Origin of the sequence: Bacillus sp. BML-BC051 (genome assembly GCF_019656175.1) — a bacterium.
Lineage (GTDB): Bacteria > Bacillota > Bacilli > Bacillales > Bacillaceae_G > Bacillus_A > Bacillus_A mobilis.
In genome coordinates this window covers 1-26,196 of sequence record NZ_BPLI01000100.1, presented here as the reverse complement: position 1 = coordinate 26,196, position 26,196 = coordinate 1, and the positions used below count along the sequence as shown (strand labels likewise).

The window sequence follows — 26,196 nt, the reverse complement described above, 5'->3', positions numbered from 1 at the left end:
TGAGTTTGAAGGAGACAATGTAGATGAACAAACGAGTAGAATTAAACAAGAAGATAATACTAGAGTGGTTTGAAGGGTGCAACGATGTAAAAGTAATAAAGCGTGAATTGGATGAAAAAGAAAAAATAAGGTCAGTATTGTTTATTTATTGTCAAAACTTAATTGATAATACAAAATTAAAACAAGCCACATCATCTCAAGTTTGCAAAAAGCTTTTAAGTAATTCTATAGAAGAATTTAACCTTTCAACATTAATTCCTCAGTTATCAGTAAAGAAATTAGATATAGTAAATTCGAATGAAACTATATCTAAGATTATATTTGAAGGTAACCTCCTCATTATTTTTGAAGAATCTAAACAAGGGTATATAGTTGATATTGCCCAAATACCTACAAGATCAGTTGAGCAAACAAATACAGAGATGACCATTCGTGGTGGACGTGATGGATTTGTTGAAGAGTTAAACACAAATATAGGATTAATTAGAAAAAGGCTAAAAACAAGTTCTCTTAGTTATGAAGAATTTATTATTGGAGAAAGAACACAAACTAAAGTAGCCCTCTTGTATTTAAAAGATATTGCATCCCGAGACATCATTAATCAAGTTCGATTAAAATTAAGACAAATTAAAATAGATGGGATTGTTTCAAGTGCACAGATTGAAGAATTAATTACAAACAATCAATTTAGTGTATTTCCTTTAGTTGAATATACAGGACGTCCTGATTATGCTGTGAATTGTTTGTTGTATGGGCGTTTTATTTTATTAGTCGAAGGGTCACCGACAGCCACTATTGCTCCAGTTACATTTCCTTTTTTTGTGAATACATCTGAAGATCAAGATTTTTTCTATATATTCGGTAGCTTTGTACGGCTTGTAAGTCTTTTTGGGATAGCAATTTCTATATTTCTTCCAGGAATTTGGATAGCATTAATTACATATCATCCAGATCAGATTCCCTATACGTTGTTAGCTACATTAAGCTTATCAAGAGAAGGGATTCCTTTTCCTGCTCCTTTAGAAGGGCTAATAATGATGACCCTATTTGAAGTTTTGAGGCAAGCAGGATTGCGTGTTCCTGCAGTATTTGGTCAAACATTATCTGTGGTAGGGGGATTGATTATTGGACAAGCCGCCATTAGTGCTGGAATTGTTTCAGCATCTATGGTCATTATAATAGCAATCTCGGTTGTTTCGACATTTGCTTTAACTAATCAGTCGGTAACAGGGATAATAAGTATATTGCGATATATAGTATTTGTAGTGTCTTCTTTATTAGGTATAGTAGGATTTATCTTCTGTGTTCTTGTGATGGCGATACATGTAGTGAATTTACGATCTTTTGGAGTCCCATTCTTTACACCATATTCACCCCCTGTATTTAAAAGTATGCTAGCAGCCACATTTAGAATTCCTTTCACGTATATGAAAAAAAGACCAAAAGAATTGCATACTCAAGATAATACAAGGAAAAGAGAGAGTACCGATGAAGAAAAATAAAAGAATAGTTATATTTCTTTTTATGATGTGTACATTTCTAACAGGGTGTTGGGATCAAAGAGAGTTGCATCACGTTTTGTATATAAATAGTCTAGGTATCGATTTTAAAGATAATAATTATATCATTCGTCCGCAATTTATTAATTTTTCTAACATAGCTAAACAAGAAGGGAGCACTACTCGTAATTATAGCCAGGCCTATATTGGAAAGGGAAAAGGACCCATTTTAGATGAGGCAGCATTTGATTTTTATAAGGGGGTTCAACAAGAAATCTCATGGGAGCATCTCAAAACAATTGTTGTAACAGAGCGATTTTTAAAACATGGTGACATAAATCAATTTAATGATTTTTTCTCTCGTTTTTTTCAATTTCGAGACACTATGTGGATATTTGGAACTAAGGAACCTTTAGAAAATATATTAGCGAACAATAATATTTTAAATATTTCTCAATTATATACAATCATTAATTTACCAAAAGAGATAACCAAGCAATATACAATAATAGATCCTTTACCTTTATATAAATTCCAAAGAAATTATTATGAACCCGGGATGACAACTCGTATTCCTTTCTTAGCTACGACTAAAGCATATTGGAAAAAAGGGCATACATCATTTCCATTGTTAAAATTTAATGGTTATGGTTTTATAAGTGATAAATCCTATATAAATCATTTAAACAGCCATGATATTGCTGGGATTCGCTGGACGGATGAAAATACGAAACGAGCTCCATTACTTTTAAAATTTAATCAGAAAATTATTGGACATATAGTATTGAAAAACCCGAAGATAGATACAAAATATTTTGTGAAAAATGGAAAGTTACACATGCTTATGAACATCCATTTCGATGCTGATATTTTTCAATTAATACACTTTATGACTGTAAATGATATTAAAAAAATTGCAGAGGCCCAAGTTGAAAAAGAAATTAAAAAAACGTACCGAAAAGGAATCGAAAGAGGGATTGACACGTATCAGTTATCCCATTCTTTATATCGGCAGAATAATAAATTATGGAAAAAACACAAAAAAGAGGGGGGGATATCCCTTCAAAATAAAGAATTAGATTTAAATGTCTCGATTAATATAGCTACAAATGGAAAATCTAAAAATAAGCGTAATATGATTGAGCATTAGAATGGTTGAAGGTGAGAGGAAACATAAAATATTAACTCTAAATAGGAGATTCGAACGTGAATGACCATTCCGGTGTGGTGGCATCTTCAATAGGATTAAGATGAGAATTTGATTAGATCAGAAGGAGGATATTGCCTCCTTCGTTGCCTAAAAACACGCTTACATTTCTTGGTGTTTAGATAAAGTAGAAGTCTTTCAAACTATATGTGCTGCAAAATAGGAACGGCTTAAACTCATTACTTTGATTTATTCTTTACTTTTAAAGAATCTAACACTATTTTAGTTGCGTCCGCAATAAGTTTATCCTCATATTTCGCATCCTCTTTAGCATGATTAGAAAGTACCGCAAGAACAATTGGCTTTTTATTTGGTGGCCAAATAATTGCGATATCATTCCTTGTTCCATAAGACCCAGAGCCAGTCTTATCGGCTACTTCCCATTCTTCTGGAACTCCAGCACGGATTAAGTTGTCCCCCGTAGTATTTCTTTTCATCAAATCTATTAAAAAGTTCCGTTTCTCAATTGGAAGGATATCACTTAGCGCGTAAGTTTGAAGACTAGTAGCTAATGCCATTGGGGTACTAGTATCACGAGTGTCACCTGGCTGCACTTCATTTAATTCTGGTTCAAAACGTTCAGGATTTGTAACGGAATCTCCTATTTCTCTTAGTGATTTTTTGAATTCACTTGGCCCGCCTAATTGTTTAAGAATAAGATTTTGTGCAGTATTATCACTATATCGAATGGAAGCATCTGCAAGCTCCTTCAGAGTCATACCTGTATCTACATATTTTTCTGTAATTGGATTGTAATTCACAAGATCTTTGCTGGTATACTTAATTTTTCGATCTAAATCTTCTATTGATTTCTTTTGTAACAGTGCTCCAACAGCAAGGGCTTTGTGGGTAGATGCGTATGCAAAGCGTTCATCTGAACGATAAGTAACAGTTTGATTCGTACCTGTGTCCAATGCATAAATACCGAGTTTAGCATCATATTCTTTTTCAAGCTTTACAAAAGAATGCCTACTTGTATTTTCTTGTTTGGCTTGTTTCGGTGGTTCGGATTGAATATTACTATTGGAACAGCCTATAAGCGTTACACATGAAAGTAATACTACAGGTAGCACCTTTTTATAATGTGCAATGTGAAAAAACTTCTTTGAAACTATCATACATTTTCAACCTCTTTCAAGAATATATGGATTTTGTATACCTATACAATTAACAAATGCACTGGATAGCACTCCTCTTGTATTTCTTATATTACAAAATGAGAGGACTATCAAGAACACCTTTTTTATACGTAATAGACAATCTAAGTAACACATTTGTTCCATTTATGATTAAATTTTTTAACATATCTATTAACTTTGTTTTTAAGCATCGCAAACTCCATTTTTTGAACTCCACTTAATTTAATATGGATTTAGATTGAGTTTTTCTTGTAACGGGAATTTCAATTGGATAGCCCATATATAACAACCTCGTTTCGGATAGAATAAGTAATAACAACTACTGATTTTATTTTAAGATTGGATGGTAGAAATAAAGATCTTAAAAAAACGAAAAGTCCACTTATTGATTCCTAATAAGATTATACTTGCTACAAAAACAAACAAACTCGTCCTACTAAGAGGGGAGTTTGTTTGTTTATTGTTAAGATAAAGGAATGTTCATGCAAAATTGCACACTGTGTTCCATATTTTTTATAGAATACTTTATATTTAGCGTTTCAAGAATTTGTTTAACAATATATAGCCCCAAACCACTTCCTCCAGTATTTCGATTCCTAGATTTTTCAATTCGATAAAATGGTTTGAAAATTTGTTGTATATCTTCATCTTTAATATTGACACCTGTATTTATAATTTGCATTTTGATTTGACCATGTTTAGAATCCTCATTTAACTTTATATAGACTTTTTCATTATGTGGTGAATACATAACTGCATTATGGATAATATTTTTACATGCTTTTTCAAAAAGAACACGATCTGTATAAACAGAAAAGTCAGAGTCAATTTCTTTTATTATTTGGATGCTTTTTTGAGAAGCGAAAAATTCGAGATCTTTTGTGATTGTACCTATTAACTTTGAAAGATTAACTTCTTCTATTTTTAGTTTAAAAGTGTGTTGTTCTAACTTTGACATACTTAAAATTTCACGAACTAATTGTTCTATACTTTCAATAATTTGATGATTTTTCCTTAAATATTGATCACGATTTTGATAAGGGCCAATATTGTATATCATCCCTTCTAAGTATCCTTTCATTACAGTAAGAGGGGACTTTAATTCATGTGCTACAATGGCAAAAAACTCTCTGCGTTTTGTTTCTATTTCTCTTTCTTTTTCAATATCATTTTTTAATTGTTCATTTGCTTTTTTTAAATCAAACATAGCTTGTTGTAAGTTAATAGACATGTCATTCAAACTATTAGATAATTCTCCTAACTCATCTGTAGAGCGAACTTCAATTTTTTCGGAGAAATCTAAATTTGCCATCTTTTGTGCACCCTCATTAATATATATAAGTGGCTTTGTAATAAACTTCGAATAGAAATAAGCACTCCCTATACCAATCACAAGCACGATGATACTAATATAGGGGAGAAAGCGCACTAATACCTGCGAAGCTTCATCGATCGGTTGAAATGTTGCGAACACTACAAGCGTTAAACTACCATCTTGGAATTGAATTGGTTCCGTAACATTATATGAATTGCTAATAGTACCCGCATTATCAATTCGTGTTGCCTTAGTAACTACTGTTGTTTGTGTACCACTTTGAATAAAAGAAAATGAAGGCGAGTAAATAATTACTCCTTCTTTATTTTGAAGCGAAAGCATGGCGTTATTTTTTTTTGCGTATTCATCAAAAAGTGGTATCGCATCTTGAAACGTAAGATTTTTGGACTTATCAATTATCTCTTTTATCCCTGTTTGAAGTTGATCTGTTTTGTATTGCTCATAAAACGTAGGGAGAAAGAAATATAAAGTTAAATAAATCAATACTGCAAAGGATAACAAAATGAGAGATGTAGTCATAAAGAGTTTATAAGTAATTTGCTTCATCTTCATGATTTTTACAATTCTATTCATCAATTTTATAACCAATACCCTTTATTGTTTTAATATAGGGGATGGCTAGTTTTTTACGTAGGTTTTTAATATGTGTATCTATTATTCGTGTTTCTCCAAAATAATCGTATCCCCAAACTTTTTCTACGATATTTTCTCTTGTAAGTACTTTTCTCTCATTTTGAAATAGTAGTTGCAGAATTTCGAACTCTTTTGTCGTTAACAAAATTTCAACATCATTTACATATACTCTATATGCATCAACATCAATACGCACTTCTTTAAACACCAAATGATTATTTACATTTTTATCATAACTTCTTCTAAGTACAGCTTCGACTCGTCTAATTAAAACATGAAACGAAAAGGGTTTTGTAATATAATCATCAATCCCAAGATCGAACCCTTTCATTTGATCTTCCTCTTCTTCTAACGCAGTTAGCATAATAATTGGTATGTTTGACTGACTTCGAATCATTTTAGCAACTTCAAATCCATTAAGATTGGGCATCATTACATCTAGAAGAACTAAATCAAAGGATTGCTTATTAAATTGTGTCATACCCTCTAGTCCATCTGAAGCAACTACCACTGTATATTGTTGTGTCATTAAAAATTGTTTAATTAATTCCTGAATTTCTTGATCGTCCTCAACCACGAGGATATGATAGTTTTTCATAATATCACCTCTGGTAGTCATTATAGCCGTACTATCTGTAGTTTATGTGGAGATACAGTAGGAAACTTCATAGGACGTTTAACGTATTAACTCGATTTTTAAGATTTTGTATTCTCCATAAAAAAGTACTATTACCCATATTCCTTTTTTATGGAGAAATATTTGTGTGCTTGAAAAAACTTATCATATAAAATGCTGAACGATTAATATTTACGAAAAAATAATGTATAATAATGTAAAATGTATGCAATTTTTTAATTTTTCAGAAAATACACTTTCGAAATTTTAATAGAAAGGAGATGAATTTAAATATAAAAGAAGCCAGCGAAATTCTAGAGCGTACGCCACAAACTTTGGAGTTTTTTTGCTAATTTAGTAAAGGCCTAAGGTGCGAACTAAGGATTATTTAAATCATGTGAGAAAGGTTGTGAAATTATTTGATGGGTTATAAAGCGATGCTGTTTGATTTAGATGATACGTTACTTGATAGGGATAAGGCAGTAGATAAATTGTTTTTATTAGTTTTAGAAAAGTGTTATGAGGATGTTAGTGATACGATCAAAAACAATATGTTATTGAAATTCAAAGAATACGATAAAAGAGAATACGGCAATAGTGATAAAACGATAGTTTTAGAATCATTATTTGATGAATTTGCACCGGAATATAGATTGCCACGCAATTATATCCAAAATTTTTGGAATGAAAATTTCCCTAAATGTTTTTCGATAGACCAAAACACTATCCATTTCTTAAATCACATAAAGAAGCACTTAAAAGTTGGAATTATAACAAATGGATCAACGCAGAGGCAAACGGCTAAAATAATTAACACAAATTTAAATAATTACTTTGAAACAATTATTATTTCTGAAGAAGTGGGGTTTAGTAAACCTGATAAGCGTATATTCGAACTAACATTAAACAAGCTTAATGTGCAACCAGATGATGTATTATTTGTTGGGGATGACTTAGAAAAGGATATTGCTGGTCCTCAAAATGCAAATATAAAAGGCGTGTGGTTTAACCCTCAGAAAATCAAGAATACTACCAAAATACAACCATATGCCGAGATTAACACTTTGGATAGTTTGTTAAGTTATGTTACTCCACGATATTTTTATAACAAGTAAAAGTAATTTCATATATATATTCGAAAATATAAAAAAGAGAAACTATCATTAATTTCATTGACCGTATTAATAATAAAAAGTATATATTTACAATAAAAAATAGAGGCGATTTTAATAGCTGCGGCTAATTTAATCTATGATTAATACGAAGTTTTGTAAAACGATTTTACTCATACTGTGTAAATTATATAGGGGTGGGACTATGAAGATAAAGAAAGTAGTAGTCGATGGAATCAATATTGCGGTCATTAGAAACGATAAGGTATTAATATCGGATGTTCAGTCTGCATTAGATACTATGGCAACAGTTCAATATGAGGTAGATGCGAAACATATTATTATCCCAAAATCTTTAATAAGTGAAGATTTCTTTGATCTAAAGACACGTCTTGCGGGCGATATTCTTCAAAAGTTTATAAACTACAAGGTAAAGTTTGCTATTGTTGGGGATTTCTCTATGTATACTAGTAAAAGCTTAAAGGATTTTATTTATGAATGTAATAAAGGTAGAGATATATTTTACTTATCAACTGAACAACAAGCAATTGAAAAACTAAGTACATTAAAGTAATAATTATATCCTGCTAAATTCCCTCATTTCACTTAGTTCATGATTATATACGATATAGAAGAACTGATGTTTGTGATAAACTAAGAAATGAATAAAGGGGGAATTTTCTTGAACAAATTTAATGATGTAATTCGAAATTTAAACAATATAATTTACAAACCTAACAAATTAATAATCACGAATCTAAAAGAAGAACAGCAAAATGCTGAATATGCGGGATGTTTATTTTACTTAAATCATAAAAGCATTCGTTTTAGAATATCAAAAATTACCCCTAATAAAATTGGGCAATTCGTTTCTTTTTGGGAGAAAGATGACAATATGCAAAATCAAGCATTTTCTTATGAAGCTGCTCCTGACTTATTAATTATCACTTGTATAGATGATAATAAACTAGGACAATTTATTTTCCCTAAAGAAATTCTTCTTAAAGAAAAAATATTAAAAACACAAAGTCAAAAAGGGAAGATGGCTATGAGAGTGTATCCAATTTGGGATACCCCTGAGAACAACCAAGCGAAAAAGAGCCAAATGTGGCAACTTCAATATTTTGTTGATTTAAGCGATTATAATCATTTACCTACAGATAAACTATTAAATTTATATTTGTAGCCTCTTTTCTTAAGTAATCTTGTGAGTTAGACTTTTTGTACCGGTACAGTTAAACGAAATGTACATTGTTTCAGTACCTCATCAAATTTACAATCAGCATATACTATTTTAACTTATACATGTTAAGGGGTGCTGACTATGACAAGTCTACAACATAAGCTGTTTACAAGATTGAATCTTGCAAACCGTACTGAAGTGAAGTTTGAAGAATTAAATACAATTCTCTTTGCATTTGCACACACTATACCATTTGAGAATTTAGATGTTATAGCACGTAATGCGAATACAATTACTATGGAAAATTTACAGAATAAAATTTTAACTACATCCCGTGGCGGACTTTGTTATGAATTAAATACTCTTTTTTACTACTTTTTACAAGATTGTGGTTATGATGTACAGCTTGCACTTGGTACTGTATATAAAAATGATATACACGCATGGGCACTTGAGGATGGGCATATAACAATTATTTTAAATCATAATAACGGACGATACTTAATTGATGTAGGTATTGCTTCTTTAGTACCTCTAGTCCCAGTGCCATTTAGTGGTGAGTCTGTTTCCTCTAAAAACGGTACGTATCGAGTAAAAAAACGAGACACGAGTAAAGGAAATTACGTTCTAGAAAGAAAAGATACGAACGGAGAGTGGAAAGTTTGTCATGCTTTTTATAATCGTATCATTGATGAGACAGTAGTGAATGATGTTCAAAAAAGAGTAATAGAAGATGAGAAATCTATATTTAATAATGGCCCAATCGTAGTCAAATTAACGGACTCTGGCCATATCTCTTTAACAAATACAAGTTTAACTGAAATCATTCATGGTGAAAAAGTGAAACGTGAAATTACAGAAGATCAATATAGAGAGCTTTTATATACTTTATTTGCTATTGAGTTATGATGTAACGAATAGCTACCCGGTTCTTATACAGAATCGGCTATTTTATTAACTTTAATTTAAAACTACTATTAAAGTTTGATTTTCTTAATAGATATAATACACTAGAACAGTATGAACAATGAATTTTGAATGTAAAGGAAGATTTTTTATGTCAATTATTGATAAATTGAAACTTAATAAGTATACAAATATGGTCGTAATTAATGAACCTAGTGATTATGACATTTTTACAGGAAAAGAAACTGTATTTTCCAAAGATCATGATGCCATTTTTATTTTTGTAGAAACACTTGATGAAATGGTAAAACAAACGAATTTTATTGTTAGTAATGAAGAATTACTAATTGAAAAAGGTTATATATTCTTCGCATATCCGAAAAAAGGTAATTCTCGTTACAGTACGTTTATTCACCGAGATGAAATGTTTCCAGCATTAAACGTTGGCGAAGATGGGTATGTACGACAGAGTGATATTAAATTTGCACGAATGGTAAGTATGGATGATATCTTTACTGTTGTAGGCTTAAAGCGTGAAAAGAAAAAAGAGAAGAAAACGCCTGCTATGAGCCAATGTGTTGCTGATTATGCAGATCGTATTAAAGATGTGGAAGTATTATTGGTTAATCATCCGAATGAACTTAAGTTTTATCAAAGTTTAACACCTGGATATCAAAAAGATTGGGCACGTAATTTATTTTCTGTAAAACAAGAAAAAACACGTGAAAAACGTCTTGAGAAAATGATTGAAATTCTTTCACAAGGCTATAAAACAATTGAATTATTCCGTAAGAAGAAAAAATAATGGTTAGGAACGTCACAATGATGCAACAATTAATTACACCTAACACATTGAAAAAAGAATTCCTTTCAGTATACTAAAGTAAGTTCTTATATTTAAATAATTAGCAAAAGAGAAAAGGTGTTTGAAATGAAATCGTATATTGTAGTTGGAGCTGGTATTTTAGGAGCATCTACTGCTTATCATCTTGCTAAAGCAGGTGCGAACGTTACTATCGTGGATCGCCAACAATTAGGTCAAGCAACTGATGCAGCAGCTGGTATTGTATGTCCATGGCTTTCGCAACGTCGTAATAAAGCTTGGTATAAAATTGCTAAAGGCGGTGCACGTTACTATTCATCTTTAATTCAGCAATTAGAAGCAGATGGTGAAACAGATACAGGATACAAACGTGTAGGTGCAATTAGTTTACATACGGATGAGAAAAAGTTAGATAAAATGGAAGAACGCGCTTATAAACGACGTGAAGATGCACCAGAGATTGGGGAAATTACACGTTTATCAGCTGAAGAAACGAAAAAATTATTCCCAGCATTATCAGAAGAATACAGTTCTGTTCATATTAGTGGCGCTGCACGAGTAAATGGAAGATCATTACGTAACGCATTAATAAGTGCTGCGAAAAAACATGGTGCAACTTTTATTAAAGGCGATGCAGTATTAGTCCGTGAAGGTAATCTCATTACTGGAGTTAAAGTAAATGACGAAACAATGGTAGCAGAAAAGGTAATTGTCACTGCAGGCGCATGGGCGAATGAAATATTGAATCCATTAGGTATCAATTTCTTAGTAACGTTCCAAAAAGGACAAATTGTTCACCTGCAAACGGAAAATACAGCAACAGGAAATATGCCAGTTGTTATGCCGCCAAACGATCAATACATTTTAACGTTTGACAATGGTCATGTAGTGATTGGCGCTACCCATGAAAACGAAACTGGCTTCGATCATCGTGTAACGGCAGGTGGTTTACATGAAGTATTCCATAAAGCATTAACAGTTGCACCTGGTTTAGAAGATGGTACTATGCTTGAAACGAGAGTTGGATTTAGACCATTTACTCCAGGATTCTTACCTGTTATTGGACCACTACCTAACTGTGAAGGTATTCTCGTTGCGAATGGATTAGGTGCTTCAGGTTTAACTGCCGGCCCATATTTAGGATCAGAATTAGCTAAACTAGCACTTGGCCAAACAATTGAATTAGATTTAAACGATTATGACGTTGCGGGTGCAATTGAATAATAAAAAAGATTAGGATTCGCTCCTAATCTTTTTTATTTATAGTTAATTTTGCTAGTTAGATCATAATCAATTCCAAAACGGGACATTTTGAATCAATGAAATCGTCAAAATAAGCGATGATAGTGAACCAACAGATAATAAAGTTACTATTTTTCGTCCGTTTTGTTCTTTTGAAGGTTTTACCAATTCTGTAATCAACACAATCCAAATTATTATTGATACAATTGAGATAACATTTATGGACATATGTAAAACCTACCTTTATTAATTAGAAATACCAAGAACAAATTAATAGTTTTACATTTTTTTGTAGTTGTTTAGGCTTTGTTAGCTAATACTTTAATTGCTTTAATAATCTTTTGTTTAATTCCCACAATGCTGTTTTGTTGCTATCCCATTTCAAAAGCGTTACTGCATCCTCAAAACATAACCATTTATAATTGGAGTGTTCTTTGGATATTGAAATATTTTTTGTAGGAACTTTAACTCCAAAAGAAAATTCTTTTATTACATAAATATCATCTCCCCAAAGAAATTCTCCAACTACATCTTCTACTGGTAGTGAAGACACAGAATCTAATTGTATATAAGGAAATTCTCTTAAAATACCAGCCTCTTCAAACGCTTCCCGTTTTGCTGATTCAATAGGAGTCTCACCATCTTCTCCACCACCAGCTATTCCTTGCCAATAACCATAATCACTTCGATTAAAAATAGCATATCGAATAGAATCGTCAGTTAATATATAAGGAAATATTAATACTTGATAGGGTGCTCTCATTGTATAACCCCTCCCGAAAAAAGCTTTAAATAAATATGAATAATTGTTAAATATTATATGGAGTGGGTGTTCTTTTGAATATAAACACCACGGATAAAATAAAGATTACAGCCTTCAAACTTCCCCAATACGGATAAACAGCATGATCTGTTAAACTAGCATATTGAAAGATATTCTCTAAACCGAAAATCCCTATCATGACTGCTAAGAGGAATGAAACTGATCCATATATTCCATTACGATAGAGGGTAAATAAGTATATTGCACATATAAGTGGTACGATGATTTGTAGTAAGATTGCCATGGATTGTCCCCCTAATTTATATTTTATACTTACATTATACCGAAAAATGTAATAAAAAGGAATGTAAGTTAATTGATGCTAAATAGAAAATAGACTTATACGAACAGGGATATCACGCTTTCACGTCTATATTTTTAATACTAATTGAACTACTTTAATCATATTCTTCTATATAAAAAGAATAAAAAGAGGTGTACAGTTAATTGACAAAAGTTAAGGTTCGTTTACAGCCCATCGTTCATAACTTAAATTTACCAACTGTAATAAAAACAGCTATACTTCCAGGTGAATCGACCGAAAGGCTATTTATCGCAACTCAATTAGGAGAGGTTTTTTACATAGGAGACGGAGCTATAAAGACATTTTTAAATATTCGTCACCGAATTATTAAATTAGGCACATTTGAAGAAGGGGTTTCTAGTAGCGGGTATGATGAACGTGGCTTACTAGGTTTAGCGTTTCATCCGCAATTTAATAAAAACGGCTTATTTTATCTTCATTATTCAATGGCTGGGACTCAAGGACCAGGTGCAATTTCGGAACAATTTAAACCGAATCCGTGTGACCCGAAAACTTTAAACTTACATTGGATAAATAGAGATACTCAATATGATCATATTGATACAATTGAAGAATGGATTTTACAATCAAACGGTCAACCTCAAAAGCGACGAACATTACTGAATATAAAACGTCCATTTTTTAATCATAACGGCGTAAATAGCTTAAACTTTTCACCTGAGACTGGAAAACTTGTTTTTACAAATGGAGATGGTGGTTCTGGCTATGATCCTTTTAATTTAAGTCAAGATGATTTAGAAATTGCGGGTAAAATAATTGAAATCGATATAACTCGAGATACATCCATAACCAATCCTTCAGTAGTTACACGCTTTAATGAACTTCCTTTATCTATACAAGAAACACTTACAGTAATTGCAAAAGGCGTACGTAATATAACAGGTATTTCATTTCAAAGGTTTTATAATCAATATATCAAATATGCTGGTAATGTCGGACAGGATATTGTAGAGTCTATTTTTTCTTTTGTTCAATATAAACCAATACCAGTTACCGAACTTATCCAAACTCATTTAATGAGAGTTACTCTCGATCAATATGGATTCATTAACTTTGGGTGGAGAGGATGGGAAGGAGAATTACCAACTTCTTTTATAAGGCACTGTTCTGAGAATCCAACTTTAGATGAGAGAATAATGGCTTATTATAATGAAACTATAGAAACATCAGTGCAGCGTATACAACCTCTAATTAGTTATTATCATAAAGATTCCAGACCAGATAAATTTGACGGAACTTCACTTACTGGCGTTCAGCCGTATATGGGAACTGCAATTCCTAGTTTGACTGGTAGTATTGTGTTTACTGATCTTGCTAAGAAAGAAGAGTCTCAGTCTCCGGCAAAGGGTGCGTTAGCTTATTCTAGAGCTGGTATAGACGAGACGCGTAATGATTTTCATGTTATTGAAACTAATTATGATTTTGGTGAGCAAGCAGCTTATTTTATGAGTTTAGGAACAAACTTAAATCAGACTAGATTATATTTAGGAGTTTACGGTTCTATGAAAGTAACTGATTTTAACAAAGGTACTATTTTTGAAATTGTTCCTTGATATGATAAAAGCTCTCCTAAAGTGCATGAATAAAAAGAAAAAGTGATAAATTATATATCTTTAGGGGGATTTTGATGAATCACTTTAGAAACTATTGGTATCAACCGATGATTGCGCATGAAACGAATTTTAATCATAAAAGAAAGATGACGCCAGCAAAGAGGTTAGTCATTACAGCGTTACTCGGTTCACTTGCTGCTATTTTGCAATCTGCTGGGAACTTAATCCCTGGTATCGGCTTATTTATTAGTCCTTTTGCGACGCTGCCTATATTTTTCGCTATTTGTTATTCTACTCGCACGGGAATACTTTCTTATATTCTTACTATTCTCCTATTATTTATTATTGAGCCAAGTGAACTAATTGTTTTTCCTTTTACTACAGGTTTATTAGGTATTGCGTTAGGTGTATCCTTTATACAATTTAAGAGGAGGATTTGGATTGTTTCCTTTTCGGCGATATGTTTACTTATAGGAATTATGGTCGTTCTTGATATTTTTCGATTTCCTGTATTAGGTCCTACTGTTCATACGACTTTGGATATGAAAGTTATTTTATCAATATTTATTCTGAGCTTTCTATACTGTTGGATTTATGCAGGCCTTTGTAGAATAATGTTGAATAGAGTATATAAAATATGGATTTAACAATTTCTCATATATTTTCAAAGATTGGAGATCTAAGTCGTGTATAACGTTAAAATAAGAAGGCCAAATTCGGATGATATAGATGAGCTAAATATGTTTTTTCGTCTTGTTATTACTCATACATTTAAAAATGAAGGGTTATCACAATTATTAGATGACATAGAAAATGAAATACATACGAAAAAACAGTATTTGAAAAATGATTTGGATAGTAACGGAGAAAGTCGTTACTTTTTATTAGCAATTGATACAAGTAACGATAAAATCATTGGAACAATTGAAATTGGTCCAGCGAGTACATTGATTCATAGTTGTACAGGTGGTGTTCTTAAAGATTTATATGAAATAGGAACAGTATTTGTACTACCGGAATATCAAAGAAAGGGCATAGGCAATGTATTACTAAACGCAATGTATATTACATTAGTTAGCAGAAGAATAACAGAATACTGTTTAGATAGTGGATACAAAAAAGCGCAAAGTATATGGACGAAGAAGTTTGGAGAGCCTAGTTATGTACTGAAGGATTATTGGGGAGAATCAAGTGATCATTTGATTTGGAAGAAGAGTTTACATGATACTCCTATAATATTTGAATTATAAAATGAAATATGCCTCGGAACATAGCTTTTCTTACATATGTATGCTATTATTTATCTTTATAATAAAAGAGGACGTGAATGAACTTGATTAAAATTAATATTCCTGAAGCTGATGTTTCAATTACTGAACGTAAACAAGTTTTTAAAGGAGACGAGCCAATCATTACTCCAATTAATGGTTTTATCGATTTCCACTTGTTCCCTAGAGATAAAGGCGGCATTTTTATGTTTTACAATATAAATGACGAACTTCTTTTCGTAGGTAAAGCTCGTAAAATTAGACAACGTATTAAAAAGCATTTTGAAGACAATGTTTCACCAATTAAAAATCACCGTGATGAAGTATACCGCATTGATGCATGTATCGTAGAAGATCCAACAGAAAGAGAAATTTACGAAACATTTATCATTAATGAATATAAAGCAAAATATAACGTTGATAAAGTATTCTATAAATAAGTAACAAAAAAACAATCCTAGCACATATACTGGGATTGTTTTTTTTATTTAAATTTAGTCCTCATATTTTTCACCTTTTTTTAAATGATTAGCAACAATAAAACAGCATACACCTATGCATATAAGTACAATTCCACTTGTTTTATGTTTCCCTTCAAAAAAAGGAATATCTGAAATAACATTTGTCATACATAACCCCACAAACACAAGGATTGGTCCTATCCAAAGTAATACATTGCCGAATTTCGTATGTTGCCACATAGTAACCCTCCTGACCTCTTTTTACATATATATCCATAAAATGAAAGTAAATTCATAGAGAAATATAGTTTTTTTCATATCGAAAATTTAACCTTCATATATTGGTACAAGCAAACGAGAAAGGGGACTATCATGAATTGGTTAGAAGCTTTTATTTTAGGAATCATACAAGGTTTAACAGAGTTTTTACCGATAAGTAGTACAGGTCATCTTTATTTAGGAAGGCATTTGTTTCAATTAGATGAAGCCGGATTGTTTTTAGATACGATGCTGCATATTGGGACTTTGCTTGCGGTGTTTATTTATTACAAAAAAGAATTTATATATTTAATTAAAAATCCATTTTCAAAACTAATGCTACTACTTATTGTCGGAACGATACCTGCAGTTGTAATTGGATTGTTATTTAAAGACTTCTTTGAGGATATTTCAAAAACAGGTATTACGATTGGTTGGGAGTTTTTAGTGACAGGTTTATTTTTATATATGGCCGATAAACAAAAAAATGGTCGTAAAAAAATGGATGACATTACATATAAAGATGCATTAATTATCGGTTCTTTTCAAGCAGCTGCTATTTTTCCGGCAATTTCTCGTTCTGGAATGACAATCGTCGCTGCATTATGGAGGAAGTTAGACCGTGAAACTGCTGCTTACTTTTCTTTCTTGTTATCAACTCCAGCTATTGTCGGAGCTATCATTTTGCAATTAGCAGATGTTTATCAAGGGAAAGCAGAATCTATTTCCAGTACATCTTTAATCGTCGGAACATTATCAGCAGCATTTTTCGGTTACATAGCTGTTTCATGGATGATTCAATACTTAAAACGTCACTCATTAAAAGTATTCGCGTATTACGTATGGGGATTAGGCATTTTAATTTTAACGTTGCAATATACTAACGTGTTTTAATGTAGTAACTATTCGTCTAGATCCTGTTTCATTCATACAAGGCAGGGTCTTTTTTCATTAAGGAGGAAAATATGTTTAATAAGGCTATTGTGATTGGCGGAAGTATCGCAGGGAAACTCGCAGCAAAAGCATTATCAACTACTTTTAAAGAAGTAATCATTATAGAAGCTGGTGAAAGATGGGATGGAAAAGCTTCGAGAAAAAGAGTTCCGCAAAGTAGTCATCCCCATGTGTTATTAAAGGGTGGAGAAAAAGCAATTGAGGAATTGTTTCCTGCTATCACTAATGAACTAATTGAAGCCGGTAGTATCGTAAATAACTTTACTCGTGATATAAAATGGCACCAATTTGGTTTATGGAAACAGCAATTCATAGGAAAAGTAGATATGATCCAACAAAGTAGGTTTTTGCTTGAATGGCATATCCAAAAACGAATTGATGATATTTCAAATGTTACGACTAAATATGGAACATCGGTTGAAGGGTTATTAATAGATGGAAAACGTAACAAAGTATGTGGAGTAAAAGCGAAATGTTTAGAGACTGGCACACAAGAAGAAATTCAAGCAGATATAGTTGTTGATGCAAGTGGATTCGGTTCAAAAAGTATAGCGTGGTTACGTGAATATAATATCGAAGTGCAAGAAGAGAAAGCGCGTATTGATTTATTTTACGCAACTAGAATGTTTAAACTTAAAGGAAATGAAAAATTAGACTGCTGTAATATGCTAATGTCTCCAAGTTTCCCAGATAATCCGTATGGCGTTCTTATTCAAACGATTGAAGATAATCGTTATTTTGTTACTTTCAGCGGATATGCAAATGAAACAGCGCCACAAACAGATGAGGAATTTTATAATTTTGCTGAAAACCTATCAATTTCTAATGTTACTGATTTTCTAAATAAAGCAGAGCCAATTTCACATATTAAAACGTACAAAATTCCTTATCAAGTACGTCGGCGATTTGATTTAGTGAATGATCTACCCGAAAGACTGTTAGTAGTTGGGGATGCATTTTGTCGTTTTGATCCTGTATTCGGGCAAGGTGTTTCAGTTGCTGCTATGGAAGCTCACCAATTACAGTTACTTTTACAAAGAAGACAAAAACTTAATAAAGCATTTACTCAGCGGTTTTATAAAGAGACCGCTCATATCATACAAACTCCATGGGAAATGACTACAACGGAGATATCACGCCATCCTCAGCTAAAAAGAGAATTAACGATAAAGCAAAAATTTCAGCTTTGGTATACGAAACAAATATATGAACTATCTGCAAGTGACTCTGACATTTATATTCGATTAGTAAGAGTGATGAATTTAATTCGTAGTCCATTTCACCTATTTCATCCGAAAGTGCTACTCGCTGTGTTACTGAAGCGAAAGAAATAGCAGGAAAATAGTTGATTAAAAAAGAATATATAACAGTTAGTAGATATAGAAGGGGTAAACGAAATGAAAATATACATAGAACAATTAAAGAAAAACGATGCGAAGGATTTATTTACGTTTGAACTTACGAATAAATCTTTTTTTGAAACAATGGTACCAAATCGCGGCTCGCAATATTTCGATTTTGAATATTTTCAAAAACTACTAGACGATTTATTAATAGAACAGGCGGATGGAGATTCTTATTTTTATTTAATTCGTAATGAAGAAAAAGAAATTGTAGGACGAATAAATTTAGTAGATATAGATACGGAAAACCGAAGCAGTTCGTTAGGGTATCGAGTCGGAGAAAAGTTTACTAAAAAAGGAGTTGCAACAGCAGCTGTAAAATTAGTTTTAGAAGTAGCGAAAAATAATAAAATTAATGAGATTCATGCTAAAACAACTACTAATAATCTCGCATCACAAAGTGTATTAGAAAAAAGCGGGTTTTCTTCCTATCAAAACGAAGCAGATACAACATTTGTAGAATTAAATGGAGAACATGTGAAATTTGTACATTATATATGGAGAAATACTTCGCGCTTATAATAAGGGGGACTTATTCATGAATGATTTACGTTATCCAATTGGGCAATTTACATACAAACGCCCTATAACGGAAGAAATGATAGATACATGGATTCAAGAAATTGAAGATTTACCAAATGAACTAACAAAGGCTATTAAAGATTTAGATCAGAAGCAGTTAGATACGCCATATCGAGTTGGTGGATGGACGGTTCGTCAAGTAGTCCATCACGTTGTTGATAGCCATATGAACAGCTACATACGCTTTAAATTAGCACTAACAGAAAAGAACCCTACGATTAAACCGTATAAAGAAGAAAAGTGGGCAGAACTACCTGATTCTAAATTACCAGTAGATGTTTCACTAGTAATGTTAGATTCATTACATAAAAGATGGGTTAACCTTTTATATTCTCTAGAACTTGAAGATCTTGAAAAGACATTTAATCATCCAGAAACAGGCGAAACAAAACTTGCTGCTGCAATTGGACTATATGCATGGCACGGACGTCATCATACAGCTCATATTACTTCATTAAGAAAGCGACTAAATTGGTAACATGAAGATTACTTTAAAGAAGGCGACAGAAAATGATGCAGCAGCTTTATTTCAAATGCAAATAGAATCGTTTAACCCTTTATTAAATAAATATAAAGACTATGAAACAAATCCAGCGAATGAATCTATTGAAAAAACGATTTTAAGGATAAATAATCCAAGTAATAACTTTTATAAGATTATATTTGATTCGAACCTTGCTGGAGCGATATGCATTTCCAAAAAAGAAATACCATATAAATTTTGGATTAGTCCAATGTTCATTCATCCAATCTATCAAGGGAAAGGAATTGCTCAGCAGATACTTATTTTAATTGAAGAGATGTTTCCAGAAGCACGAAGCTTTGAACTTGCTACGATTTTAGAAGAAGAAAGAAATTGTTTTCTATACGAAAAGATGGGATATAAAAGAACAGAAGTAACAAAGAAATTAAATGATAAAACTACACTTGTTTATTACAAAAAAGAAAGGTAAAGCATTTGAAATACGCTTTACCTTTTTCTGTTATCTAAGATTAAATATACAAAATCTATGCATATTCTTCCGAAATACTCGGGTTAGTAATTTTAGAAATGAATAAACATACAAAAAGGCGTTATTTCGTCGTATATGTTACTAACGCTTTTTGAATGCTTAAAACACTATCGTCACCTTTAAATTCTTTCGTAATTGGCGTACTCAAACTAGATACCCAAATTTTAAGCTCAGCATCTAAATCAAAATGCCCAGCTGTTTCAACGCTAAATTGTGTAATGCTTTTGTAAGGAATAGAATGATACTCTGTTTTTTTACCTGATATCCCTTGTTTATCTACTAAAATAAGGCGACGATTTGTAAATACGATTAAATCACGAATTAATTTATAAGCATGCTCAACTTTCTCGTCCTCTAACATAATCTTCTCTAAATCACGTTCTACACTTTCTGTACTCGCATTTGATGCATTTCCTAAAATACCGCTAAATAAACCCATAGGAAATTCCTCCTCCGTTATTTGTGGAATGTGTTACTTATATTGTACCATGCTATTTACTAAGAAATTATGACATTACTTTAGTAGTTTCTGGTTATTGTTGCAATTCATTTATATAACCTCATCTTAAAATCTTGTGCTAACATGTAAGTAAGAAAAAAGAAGCAGAGGGATATAGCATGAAAAATATCGGTTTAGTATTAGAAGGCGGAGGAATGAAAGGGTTATATACTGCAGGAGTACTCGAATATTTTATGGAAAAGAACTTATACTTTCCTTATGTAGTTGGCGTATCCGCTGGAGCATGTATGGGAGCCACTTATTTATCACGCCAAAAAGGAAGAAATAAAAAAGTAAATACAGAGCTCGTATCAGATCACCGTTATATATCTTATCGAAATTTGATACGAAAACGTGAATTATTCGGAATGGATTTTTTATTTGATGAAGTACCAAATAAAATTGTACCATTTGATTTTCATACTTTCTTAAACTCAAAGGAGCAGTTTGTTATAGGCACGACGGATTGTGATTCTGGAAAAGCAGTTTATTACAATAAAATAGAACATGGCAATGATATTTTAAAAATCATTCGTGCATCAAGCTCGGTCCCATTTATAGCACCTGTTGTAGAATATGATAATCGGAAATTGCTAGATGGAGGGATTATAGATCCTATACCGGTTTTAAAAGCGCAAACTGATGGTTATCAAAAGAACGTCGTAATTATGACAAAACCAGTAGGATATGAGAAGCAGCGAAATAAGTTTTCTGGACTAGCTAAAATTTTATATAGAAAATATCCGAATATCGCAGAGTCTTTAGTAGAACATTATCGTTTTTATAATGAGACGATATCTTATATGAATCGAATAGAACAAAAAGACAATTTTTATGTCATTCAGCCTAGCGTACAGCTTCCTATAAGCGGAATAGAAAGGAATAAAGAGAAACTTGTTAACCTATATAATCTTGGCTATACAGATGCTCAATATCATTATGAAAAATTATTAAGTTGGATAGAGAAATAAAGGGGTGGAAAGTTGCTATTAGGAAAAAAAGTTATTTTTAATGAATTGCAGAAAATGTATAGTTCACTGCATAAATCGTTTCCGTATCGTGCTACTGCAAAATTGCAGCGAGACTTAAAAAGTAAATTTACCGAAGATGACTGTATAAACGCTGTTTTTAATCATTATTGGATGCATACAGCAGGTACTTTAAGTTCTGTACTAAATGGAAACGAACAGAATATTACGTTTCAACAAATAAAGTGGCTAAGGAAATCGTTTTTTGAATGGTTTCCGCAATATCGTTCTATAGAAACAGAAATTGTGAAGTATCCCATTTTGTATAGAGATTTCAGGAATTATGAGAAAACACGAAAACTATTACTATATTATCTTACTGAATAAAAATAAAAACGTACAAGTTATGCTGCTTGTGCGTTTTTTGTTCATAAAAAATACAATTTTAATACCTTGTTTAAATAGGGATTCTAATAAGAAAAAAGAAGTACATATAGAATGATGTAAGGGAGGGAGAGGCATTTAGATACCGTTTTCCTTTAATCCATTATCCAACTCGAATATAGTTAGTTATTTATGATAAAATATTTCGAGTGAAATCAAGTACTTATTATATCCAGTATTTAATAAGTTAATCCAGGAGGGACAACATTAAAATGGAAAACGTATCAAATATAGATAAATTGGAATCAATAAAATCTTTACAATCAACAATTCGTAAACTTGAAAATGCACTATCACAGATGACTGAAAAAGGTGCCAATACTACATTAGTAAAAAAACGACTTAAAGCAGTTTGCGTAGGGTTAGCAGTACTAGAAAATATTTGGAATCAAGAAATTCACCAATATAGTCCAGAAGAATTAGCAGAGGCTCGTAATATCCTTGCTGGTTTGCTCCCATCAATAGAGAAATCCTATGATAAGTCTAAAATTGGAAGTCCTCAAAGAACACTTTTAACAAGACGGATAAAAGCATTGGAACTTTCTATTCAGGCAATTGATAAACTTTCTAATAAATAACTCATCTACATACATAACATCCTAATCCTAAATTTCATAAAAGCAATCTAGTAAAAAGAAATGCAAAGGAGGAAGATGGGTGACTTCAATAATTAGTCCTAAGTTAGAGGAGCTTAACAATCAATTAAAGAATGGAAATGAGAAAGCTTTGTATACTTTTTTTCATGAAATAAAGTTGAATCATACGCCACTAATAGAACAATGTCCTGTAGAAAGTCAGTATAAGCTTATAACGTATATGGTTAGGTGATCAAAAAACGGAAAACGTTTATGTATTCGGTAGTTTTCCTGGTTGGGATCTGTCTGTAAATCAACTACAACGGTTGTTACAGACAGATATTTGGTATGCAACGTTTAGGACGGATAAGAGTTTTATTTCAACGTACTATTTTTCAGTAAACGATTTTTTCGAAAATGATTGGATAAAGCGTAGTGAACAGTATCAATTAGACCAATTTAATAAAAATACATTTGGAGAAGATGCCAATAAAGCGTCTTTGTTAAATATAGGAATGGAAGTGCAGTATAGCAGTCGTTTTCCTTCAGATCATTATCCATCTGGAAAAATTGAAACATATTCTTTTCATAGTTCAATTTTAAATAACACACGTAAAATTTATATTTATACGCTTCATGATTATTCTCACACTTCACATCTTCAAGAACTTCTCATTGTATTTGATGGGAATTCATTCATTAATGACCTTTCAATCGCAAAAACACTCAATTATTTAATTTACGAAAAAGAAATCCCATCTTGTATTGCTGTTGCTATAGAACCAGTTAATCGGCTAGAAGAGCTAACTTATAACGATAAAATGAATGCATTTTTAACAGAGGAATTACTTTCGTGGATTCAGGCGAAGTATCGTGTGCATCAAGAAGCGAACCATACAACAATTTCCGGTTTCAGTCTTGGTGGCTTAGCAGCTTTTTATGCAGCACTTCAAAATCCACATGTTTTCGGAAACGTGTTGTCAATGTCTGGATCCGTGCATTGGAAAAAGGATGGTTATGAAAATCAAATTTCAACTATAAATTCAAATGCAACTAAACCTCATTTTTATATAGCAGCAGGAGAACTTGAAAACAAACCTCTTTTAACGGCTAATAGGTGCCTGTATAAAGCTTTAAAAGGAAAGGGATACCAAATTACTTATGAAGAGTTTCAAGGCGGACATGACGGCGTGTGGTGGCGAGAAAAGTTGTTTGATGGATTGAAAGCATTAAAACTAAAAAAAACGACACTATAAAATAAAAAGGAGCGAGAATCTATGAATCAAGAAGAAATAGATAAAAAACTGAAAAAGCAAGAGATTTTAGTAAAAGATGAGAAAGTTTGGTCCTATACGTATGAGGATCATATTAGTTCTATCGTTAAAGAAGCAGAAAAGAAAGGGTCTTTTGATAATTTACTCGGTAAAGGGAAACCTCTTAATCTTGATAAAGACCTTTCGTACAATCCTGAAAAACAACTGTATAGGACTTTAAAGAATAATCATGTTTTACCTAGGTGGATTGAGCTTTCAAAGGAAATTGATGAATTAAAAGAAAAACTAAAAGATAATACAAATATTGCAGAAGCGGCGGATCTAATTCGAACTATTAATAAAAAGGTATTAGAACATAATCTACTTTGTCCACCAAGTGCGCAAAAAACAAGGGTGAAAACGGATTTTTAACGGTTTTTAATGAAGCTATCTTTTGCTATATAATTAAGTAAGGCATTTTCAATTCATTATTAAAGGGAGGCAAATGCAATGAAGAATACGTATCAACTTCAAATTCCAAAAAAACTAGAGCAGTATCGTACTATTTTAGAAGAAAGTGTGAAACCGTATATTAACGTGTCTGGAACATTAGCAGAGACAACACCTTTTGAGAGTAAGTTTGGTGGTTATCCGTATTTACCTATAGATCATGAGCATCCTAAAGATTCAAATGGACAACCTATGATGTTACTTGCGCAGCTAAACTTTGAAGAAATGCCGCATGTTGAATACATGCCTCAAGAGGGAATGTTACAGTTTTTCGTAAGTGCTGATGATGAACTTTACGGAGCAGATTTTGATCATCCAACAGCCCAAAAAGACTTTCGAATTATTTATCATTCGACAATTATAAAAGATTTAAATAAGGTAATTACTGATTTTAGTTATTTAAACACTTTAGAATTAGAGGGCTTTATTATTCCCGAAGCAGCAAAATTAAAGTTTGAATTAGGTTATCAACCAGTAACATCAAGGGATTATCGATTTGAAAAGATGTTTAGTGAGGAAATTGATTGGGAAGAAATTGTTGATGAAGAAAATAATACAGAATTAGGCGAACTATATGATGATTTATGTGAAGATCAAGGACATAAAATTGGTGGTTACCCATTTTTTACACAGACAGATCCAAGGGAATGGGAAGAAAAATACCAGCAACATGAGGTATTATTACTACAAATCGACACAGACGATTCATTAAATATTATGTGGGGAGATTCTGGTGTTGCTAATTTCTTTATAAAGAAAGACGATTTGTTAAATCTAGATTTTTCCAATGTAATTTATAATTGGGATTGTTATTAAGAGTATATAACTGAAATACTAGCAAGCTAAAAAATCTTCCTGAAGGTGAGGGAGATTTTTTTATGTTAAAAATAAACGTTATGTTAACTAGAATAAAAAACAATGAGTGTAATGAAAGTCAAGCGTAAATAACAAAAATAATCTAAAGTTATAAAACGTGTGTAAATAGCATTAAATTCATAAAGTAAAACATAAAATAAAATTATTGATTTATATTTTGTATAGAAATAATTTTTCTGTATAAAAATTTCTTGCCGATCAAATATATTTTTGATTCGTTAAATCCTAAGCGATTATCGAATAAGACTTGCTGTGATAGATTTATAACAAAAAACAATAAAAACTGTAGAAATTCGTTTAGTTAAGATTTTATGTAAATCTCACTAAAAATCTCTGTTTCGTCTCATTAAGTATAGTTTACTTGGTTTTTGATACCTGATATTGCTTTGTTTCTATAACTGCCTATAATATATATTATGTCAACTAGTAAAAAGTAATAAACTTATTATATATTAGTTGTGTGTTTTCCCCCCCTTTTTCTTTATTTATTAGTTATCCATTCATTGTTTTGAATTGGTGTAATTTGATAGATTTAGAATTCTAATTTTTTTTGTATATGATGTTAATTAACAAAATTAAAAACAACTTGTTTAGAATTAATAATTAAACAAGTTGTTTTTAGATTGACCAAACTATATTTATAATTAGTTTGCTATAGCAATTACTTTGATTTCGATTAATAATTCATCGTGAATTTATATTTTATATATACTTGTACTTGTTCGTGTATTATTT

29 protein-coding genes and 2 pseudogenes are annotated in these 26,196 nt (G+C 31.7%); 23 read left to right on the top strand and 8 right to left on the bottom strand.

What is annotated here, in order from left to right:
* Nucleotides 1–23: 23 nt before the first annotated feature.
* Together gerXA and gerXC are read left to right on the top strand one after the other, a co-directional pair.
* Nucleotides 24–1,502, top strand: a complete 1,479-nt coding sequence (gene gerXA / locus K5S59_RS28320) for a spore germination protein GerXA (protein WP_120450289.1) — start codon at nt 24–26, stop codon at nt 1,500–1,502.
* The gene (gene gerXC, locus K5S59_RS28315) at nt 1,489–2,649 is read left to right on the top strand and encodes a spore germination protein GerXC (RefSeq protein ID WP_212981865.1); all 1,161 of its coding nucleotides are present in this window, start codon (nt 1,489–1,491) and stop codon (nt 2,647–2,649) included. The genes gerXA and gerXC overlap by 14 nt, the downstream gene beginning before the upstream one ends.
* Before the next feature lie 236 nt (nt 2,650–2,885).
* Here gerXC and bla read toward each other — a convergent pair whose 3' ends face one another.
* The 3 genes from bla to K5S59_RS28300 all read right to left on the bottom strand — a co-directional run bounded on the left by bla (nt 2,886) and on the right by K5S59_RS28300 (nt 6,412).
* Nucleotides 2,886–3,824 (bottom strand): class A beta-lactamase, encoded by a 939-nt coding sequence (bla, locus tag K5S59_RS28310; protein ID WP_120450285.1) that lies wholly within the window; start codon nt 3,822–3,824, stop codon nt 2,886–2,888.
* A gap of 484 nt (nt 3,825–4,308) precedes the next feature.
* Entirely contained in the window at nt 4,309–5,754 is a 1,446-nt protein-coding gene (locus K5S59_RS28305; RefSeq protein WP_212981864.1) for a sensor histidine kinase, read from the bottom strand.
* Nucleotides 5,747–6,412, bottom strand: a complete 666-nt coding sequence (locus K5S59_RS28300) for a response regulator transcription factor (RefSeq protein WP_060486774.1) — start codon at nt 6,410–6,412, stop codon at nt 5,747–5,749. Before K5S59_RS28300 ends, K5S59_RS28305 begins: the two co-directional genes overlap by 8 nt.
* A 440-nt stretch (nt 6,413–6,852) precedes the next feature.
* On the opposite strand from K5S59_RS28300, the gene K5S59_RS28295 reads away from it, so the two are divergent.
* From K5S59_RS28295 to K5S59_RS28270, 6 genes are all read left to right on the top strand, one after another.
* Nucleotides 6,853–7,545, top strand: a complete 693-nt coding sequence (locus tag K5S59_RS28295) for an HAD family hydrolase (protein WP_120450281.1) — start codon at nt 6,853–6,855, stop codon at nt 7,543–7,545.
* Nucleotides 7,546–7,747: 202 nt separating this feature from the next.
* On the top strand, nt 7,748–8,116 hold the full coding sequence (locus tag K5S59_RS28290) for a DUF4180 domain-containing protein (RefSeq protein ID WP_061679051.1): 369 nt from the start codon (nt 7,748–7,750) through the stop codon (nt 8,114–8,116).
* Between the two features lie 87 nt (nt 8,117–8,203).
* Nucleotides 8,204–8,728, top strand: coding sequence for a MepB family protein (locus tag K5S59_RS28285; protein ID WP_002071916.1), 525 nt, complete (start codon nt 8,204–8,206; stop codon nt 8,726–8,728).
* Between the two features lie 138 nt (nt 8,729–8,866).
* On the top strand, nt 8,867–9,634 hold the full coding sequence (locus K5S59_RS28280) for an arylamine N-acetyltransferase family protein (protein WP_120450279.1): 768 nt from the start codon (nt 8,867–8,869) through the stop codon (nt 9,632–9,634).
* A gap of 148 nt (nt 9,635–9,782) precedes the next feature.
* Nucleotides 9,783–10,436: a YdeI/OmpD-associated family protein gene (locus tag K5S59_RS28275; protein WP_120450277.1), complete on the top strand. Its 654-nt coding sequence runs from the start codon at nt 9,783–9,785 to the stop codon at nt 10,434–10,436.
* Between the two features lie 126 nt (nt 10,437–10,562).
* Nucleotides 10,563–11,678: an NAD(P)/FAD-dependent oxidoreductase gene (locus K5S59_RS28270; protein WP_120450275.1), complete on the top strand. Its 1,116-nt coding sequence runs from the start codon at nt 10,563–10,565 to the stop codon at nt 11,676–11,678.
* Between the two features lie 66 nt (nt 11,679–11,744).
* Here K5S59_RS28270 and K5S59_RS28265 read toward each other — a convergent pair whose 3' ends face one another.
* The 3 genes from K5S59_RS28265 to K5S59_RS28255 form a co-directional block, all read right to left on the bottom strand.
* Complete coding sequence (locus K5S59_RS28265; protein ID WP_000026615.1) at nt 11,745–11,924, bottom strand: hypothetical protein; 180 nt, start codon at nt 11,922–11,924, stop codon at nt 11,745–11,747.
* A gap of 85 nt (nt 11,925–12,009) precedes the next feature.
* Nucleotides 12,010–12,459 carry an NUDIX hydrolase gene (locus tag K5S59_RS28260; RefSeq protein WP_212982211.1) on the bottom strand — a complete coding sequence of 150 codons (450 nt, stop codon included), beginning with the start codon at nt 12,457–12,459 and terminating at the stop codon, nt 12,010–12,012.
* A 46-nt stretch (nt 12,460–12,505) separates the two neighbouring features.
* Nucleotides 12,506–12,763 (bottom strand): hypothetical protein, encoded by a 258-nt coding sequence (locus K5S59_RS28255; protein ID WP_000996281.1) that lies wholly within the window; start codon nt 12,761–12,763, stop codon nt 12,506–12,508.
* A 203-nt stretch (nt 12,764–12,966) separates the two neighbouring features.
* Between K5S59_RS28255 and K5S59_RS28250 the strand changes: the two genes are divergently transcribed.
* The 4 genes from K5S59_RS28250 (at nt 12,967) to K5S59_RS28235 (ending at nt 16,105) form a co-directional block, all read left to right on the top strand.
* Nucleotides 12,967–14,397, top strand: coding sequence for a PQQ-dependent sugar dehydrogenase (locus tag K5S59_RS28250; protein ID WP_120450273.1), 1,431 nt, complete (start codon nt 12,967–12,969; stop codon nt 14,395–14,397).
* Between the two features lie 74 nt (nt 14,398–14,471).
* Complete coding sequence (locus K5S59_RS28245; protein WP_001015343.1) at nt 14,472–15,044, top strand: YybS family protein; 573 nt, start codon at nt 14,472–14,474, stop codon at nt 15,042–15,044.
* A 39-nt stretch (nt 15,045–15,083) separates the two neighbouring features.
* Entirely contained in the window at nt 15,084–15,647 is a 564-nt protein-coding gene (locus K5S59_RS28240; protein WP_000282949.1) for a GNAT family N-acetyltransferase, read from the top strand.
* A 77-nt stretch (nt 15,648–15,724) separates the two neighbouring features.
* Nucleotides 15,725–16,105 carry a nucleotide excision repair endonuclease gene (locus K5S59_RS28235; protein ID WP_120450272.1) on the top strand — a complete coding sequence of 127 codons (381 nt, stop codon included), beginning with the start codon at nt 15,725–15,727 and terminating at the stop codon, nt 16,103–16,105.
* A 54-nt stretch (nt 16,106–16,159) separates the two neighbouring features.
* Here the strand turns inward: K5S59_RS28235 and K5S59_RS28230 are convergent, their stop codons facing one another.
* The gene (locus K5S59_RS28230) at nt 16,160–16,366 is read right to left on the bottom strand and encodes a hypothetical protein (protein WP_016134636.1); all 207 of its coding nucleotides are present in this window, start codon (nt 16,364–16,366) and stop codon (nt 16,160–16,162) included.
* A 132-nt stretch (nt 16,367–16,498) separates the two neighbouring features.
* Here K5S59_RS28230 and K5S59_RS28225 point away from each other — a divergent pair, with 132 nt between their 5' ends.
* The 5 genes and pseudogenes from K5S59_RS28225 to K5S59_RS28205 all read left to right on the top strand — a co-directional run.
* The gene (locus K5S59_RS28225; RefSeq protein ID WP_071723293.1) at nt 16,499–17,278 is read left to right on the top strand and encodes an undecaprenyl-diphosphate phosphatase; all 780 of its coding nucleotides are present in this window, start codon (nt 16,499–16,501) and stop codon (nt 17,276–17,278) included.
* A 71-nt stretch (nt 17,279–17,349) separates the two neighbouring features.
* Nucleotides 17,350–18,672: an FAD-dependent oxidoreductase gene (locus K5S59_RS28220; RefSeq protein ID WP_098872434.1), complete on the top strand. Its 1,323-nt coding sequence runs from the start codon at nt 17,350–17,352 to the stop codon at nt 18,670–18,672.
* A gap of 63 nt (nt 18,673–18,735) precedes the next feature.
* Nucleotides 18,736–19,263 carry a GNAT family N-acetyltransferase gene (locus K5S59_RS28215; RefSeq protein WP_120450270.1) on the top strand — a complete coding sequence of 176 codons (528 nt, stop codon included), beginning with the start codon at nt 18,736–18,738 and terminating at the stop codon, nt 19,261–19,263.
* A 16-nt stretch (nt 19,264–19,279) separates the two neighbouring features.
* Complete coding sequence (locus tag K5S59_RS28210) at nt 19,280–19,801, top strand: YfiT family bacillithiol transferase (RefSeq protein WP_017561595.1); 522 nt, start codon at nt 19,280–19,282, stop codon at nt 19,799–19,801.
* A 1-nt stretch (nt 19,802) separates the two neighbouring features.
* Nucleotides 19,803–20,276 (top strand): annotated as a pseudogene (locus tag K5S59_RS28205) (GNAT family N-acetyltransferase); the annotation flags it as partial.
* Nucleotides 20,277–20,397: 121 nt separating this feature from the next.
* Here K5S59_RS28205 and K5S59_RS28200 read toward each other — a convergent pair.
* A complete protein-coding gene (locus tag K5S59_RS28200; RefSeq protein ID WP_097844857.1) occupies nt 20,398–20,775 on the bottom strand; it encodes a PH domain-containing protein in 378 nt (125 codons plus the stop codon).
* Between the two features lie 179 nt (nt 20,776–20,954).
* On the opposite strand from K5S59_RS28200, the gene K5S59_RS28195 reads away from it, so the two are divergent.
* The 6 genes and pseudogenes from K5S59_RS28195 (at nt 20,955) to K5S59_RS28170 (ending at nt 25,401) form a co-directional block, all read left to right on the top strand.
* On the top strand, nt 20,955–21,806 hold the full coding sequence (locus tag K5S59_RS28195; protein WP_098259337.1) for a patatin-like phospholipase family protein: 852 nt from the start codon (nt 20,955–20,957) through the stop codon (nt 21,804–21,806).
* A 12-nt stretch (nt 21,807–21,818) separates the two neighbouring features.
* Nucleotides 21,819–22,190 (top strand): YxiJ-like family protein, encoded by a 372-nt coding sequence (locus K5S59_RS28190; protein WP_000924177.1) that lies wholly within the window; start codon nt 21,819–21,821, stop codon nt 22,188–22,190.
* A 269-nt stretch (nt 22,191–22,459) separates the two neighbouring features.
* Entirely contained in the window at nt 22,460–22,825 is a 366-nt protein-coding gene (locus K5S59_RS28185) for a hypothetical protein (RefSeq protein ID WP_098872431.1), read from the top strand.
* Between the two features lie 79 nt (nt 22,826–22,904).
* A pseudogene (locus K5S59_RS28180) lies at nt 22,905–24,078 on the top strand (alpha/beta hydrolase-fold protein).
* A 21-nt stretch (nt 24,079–24,099) separates the two neighbouring features.
* Nucleotides 24,100–24,507, top strand: a complete 408-nt coding sequence (locus K5S59_RS28175) for a DnaJ family domain-containing protein (RefSeq protein WP_120450268.1) — start codon at nt 24,100–24,102, stop codon at nt 24,505–24,507.
* Between the two features lie 78 nt (nt 24,508–24,585).
* Nucleotides 24,586–25,401: a YwqG family protein gene (locus K5S59_RS28170; RefSeq protein ID WP_120450267.1), complete on the top strand. Its 816-nt coding sequence runs from the start codon at nt 24,586–24,588 to the stop codon at nt 25,399–25,401.
* The last annotated feature ends 795 nt before the right edge of the window (nt 25,402–26,196 follow it).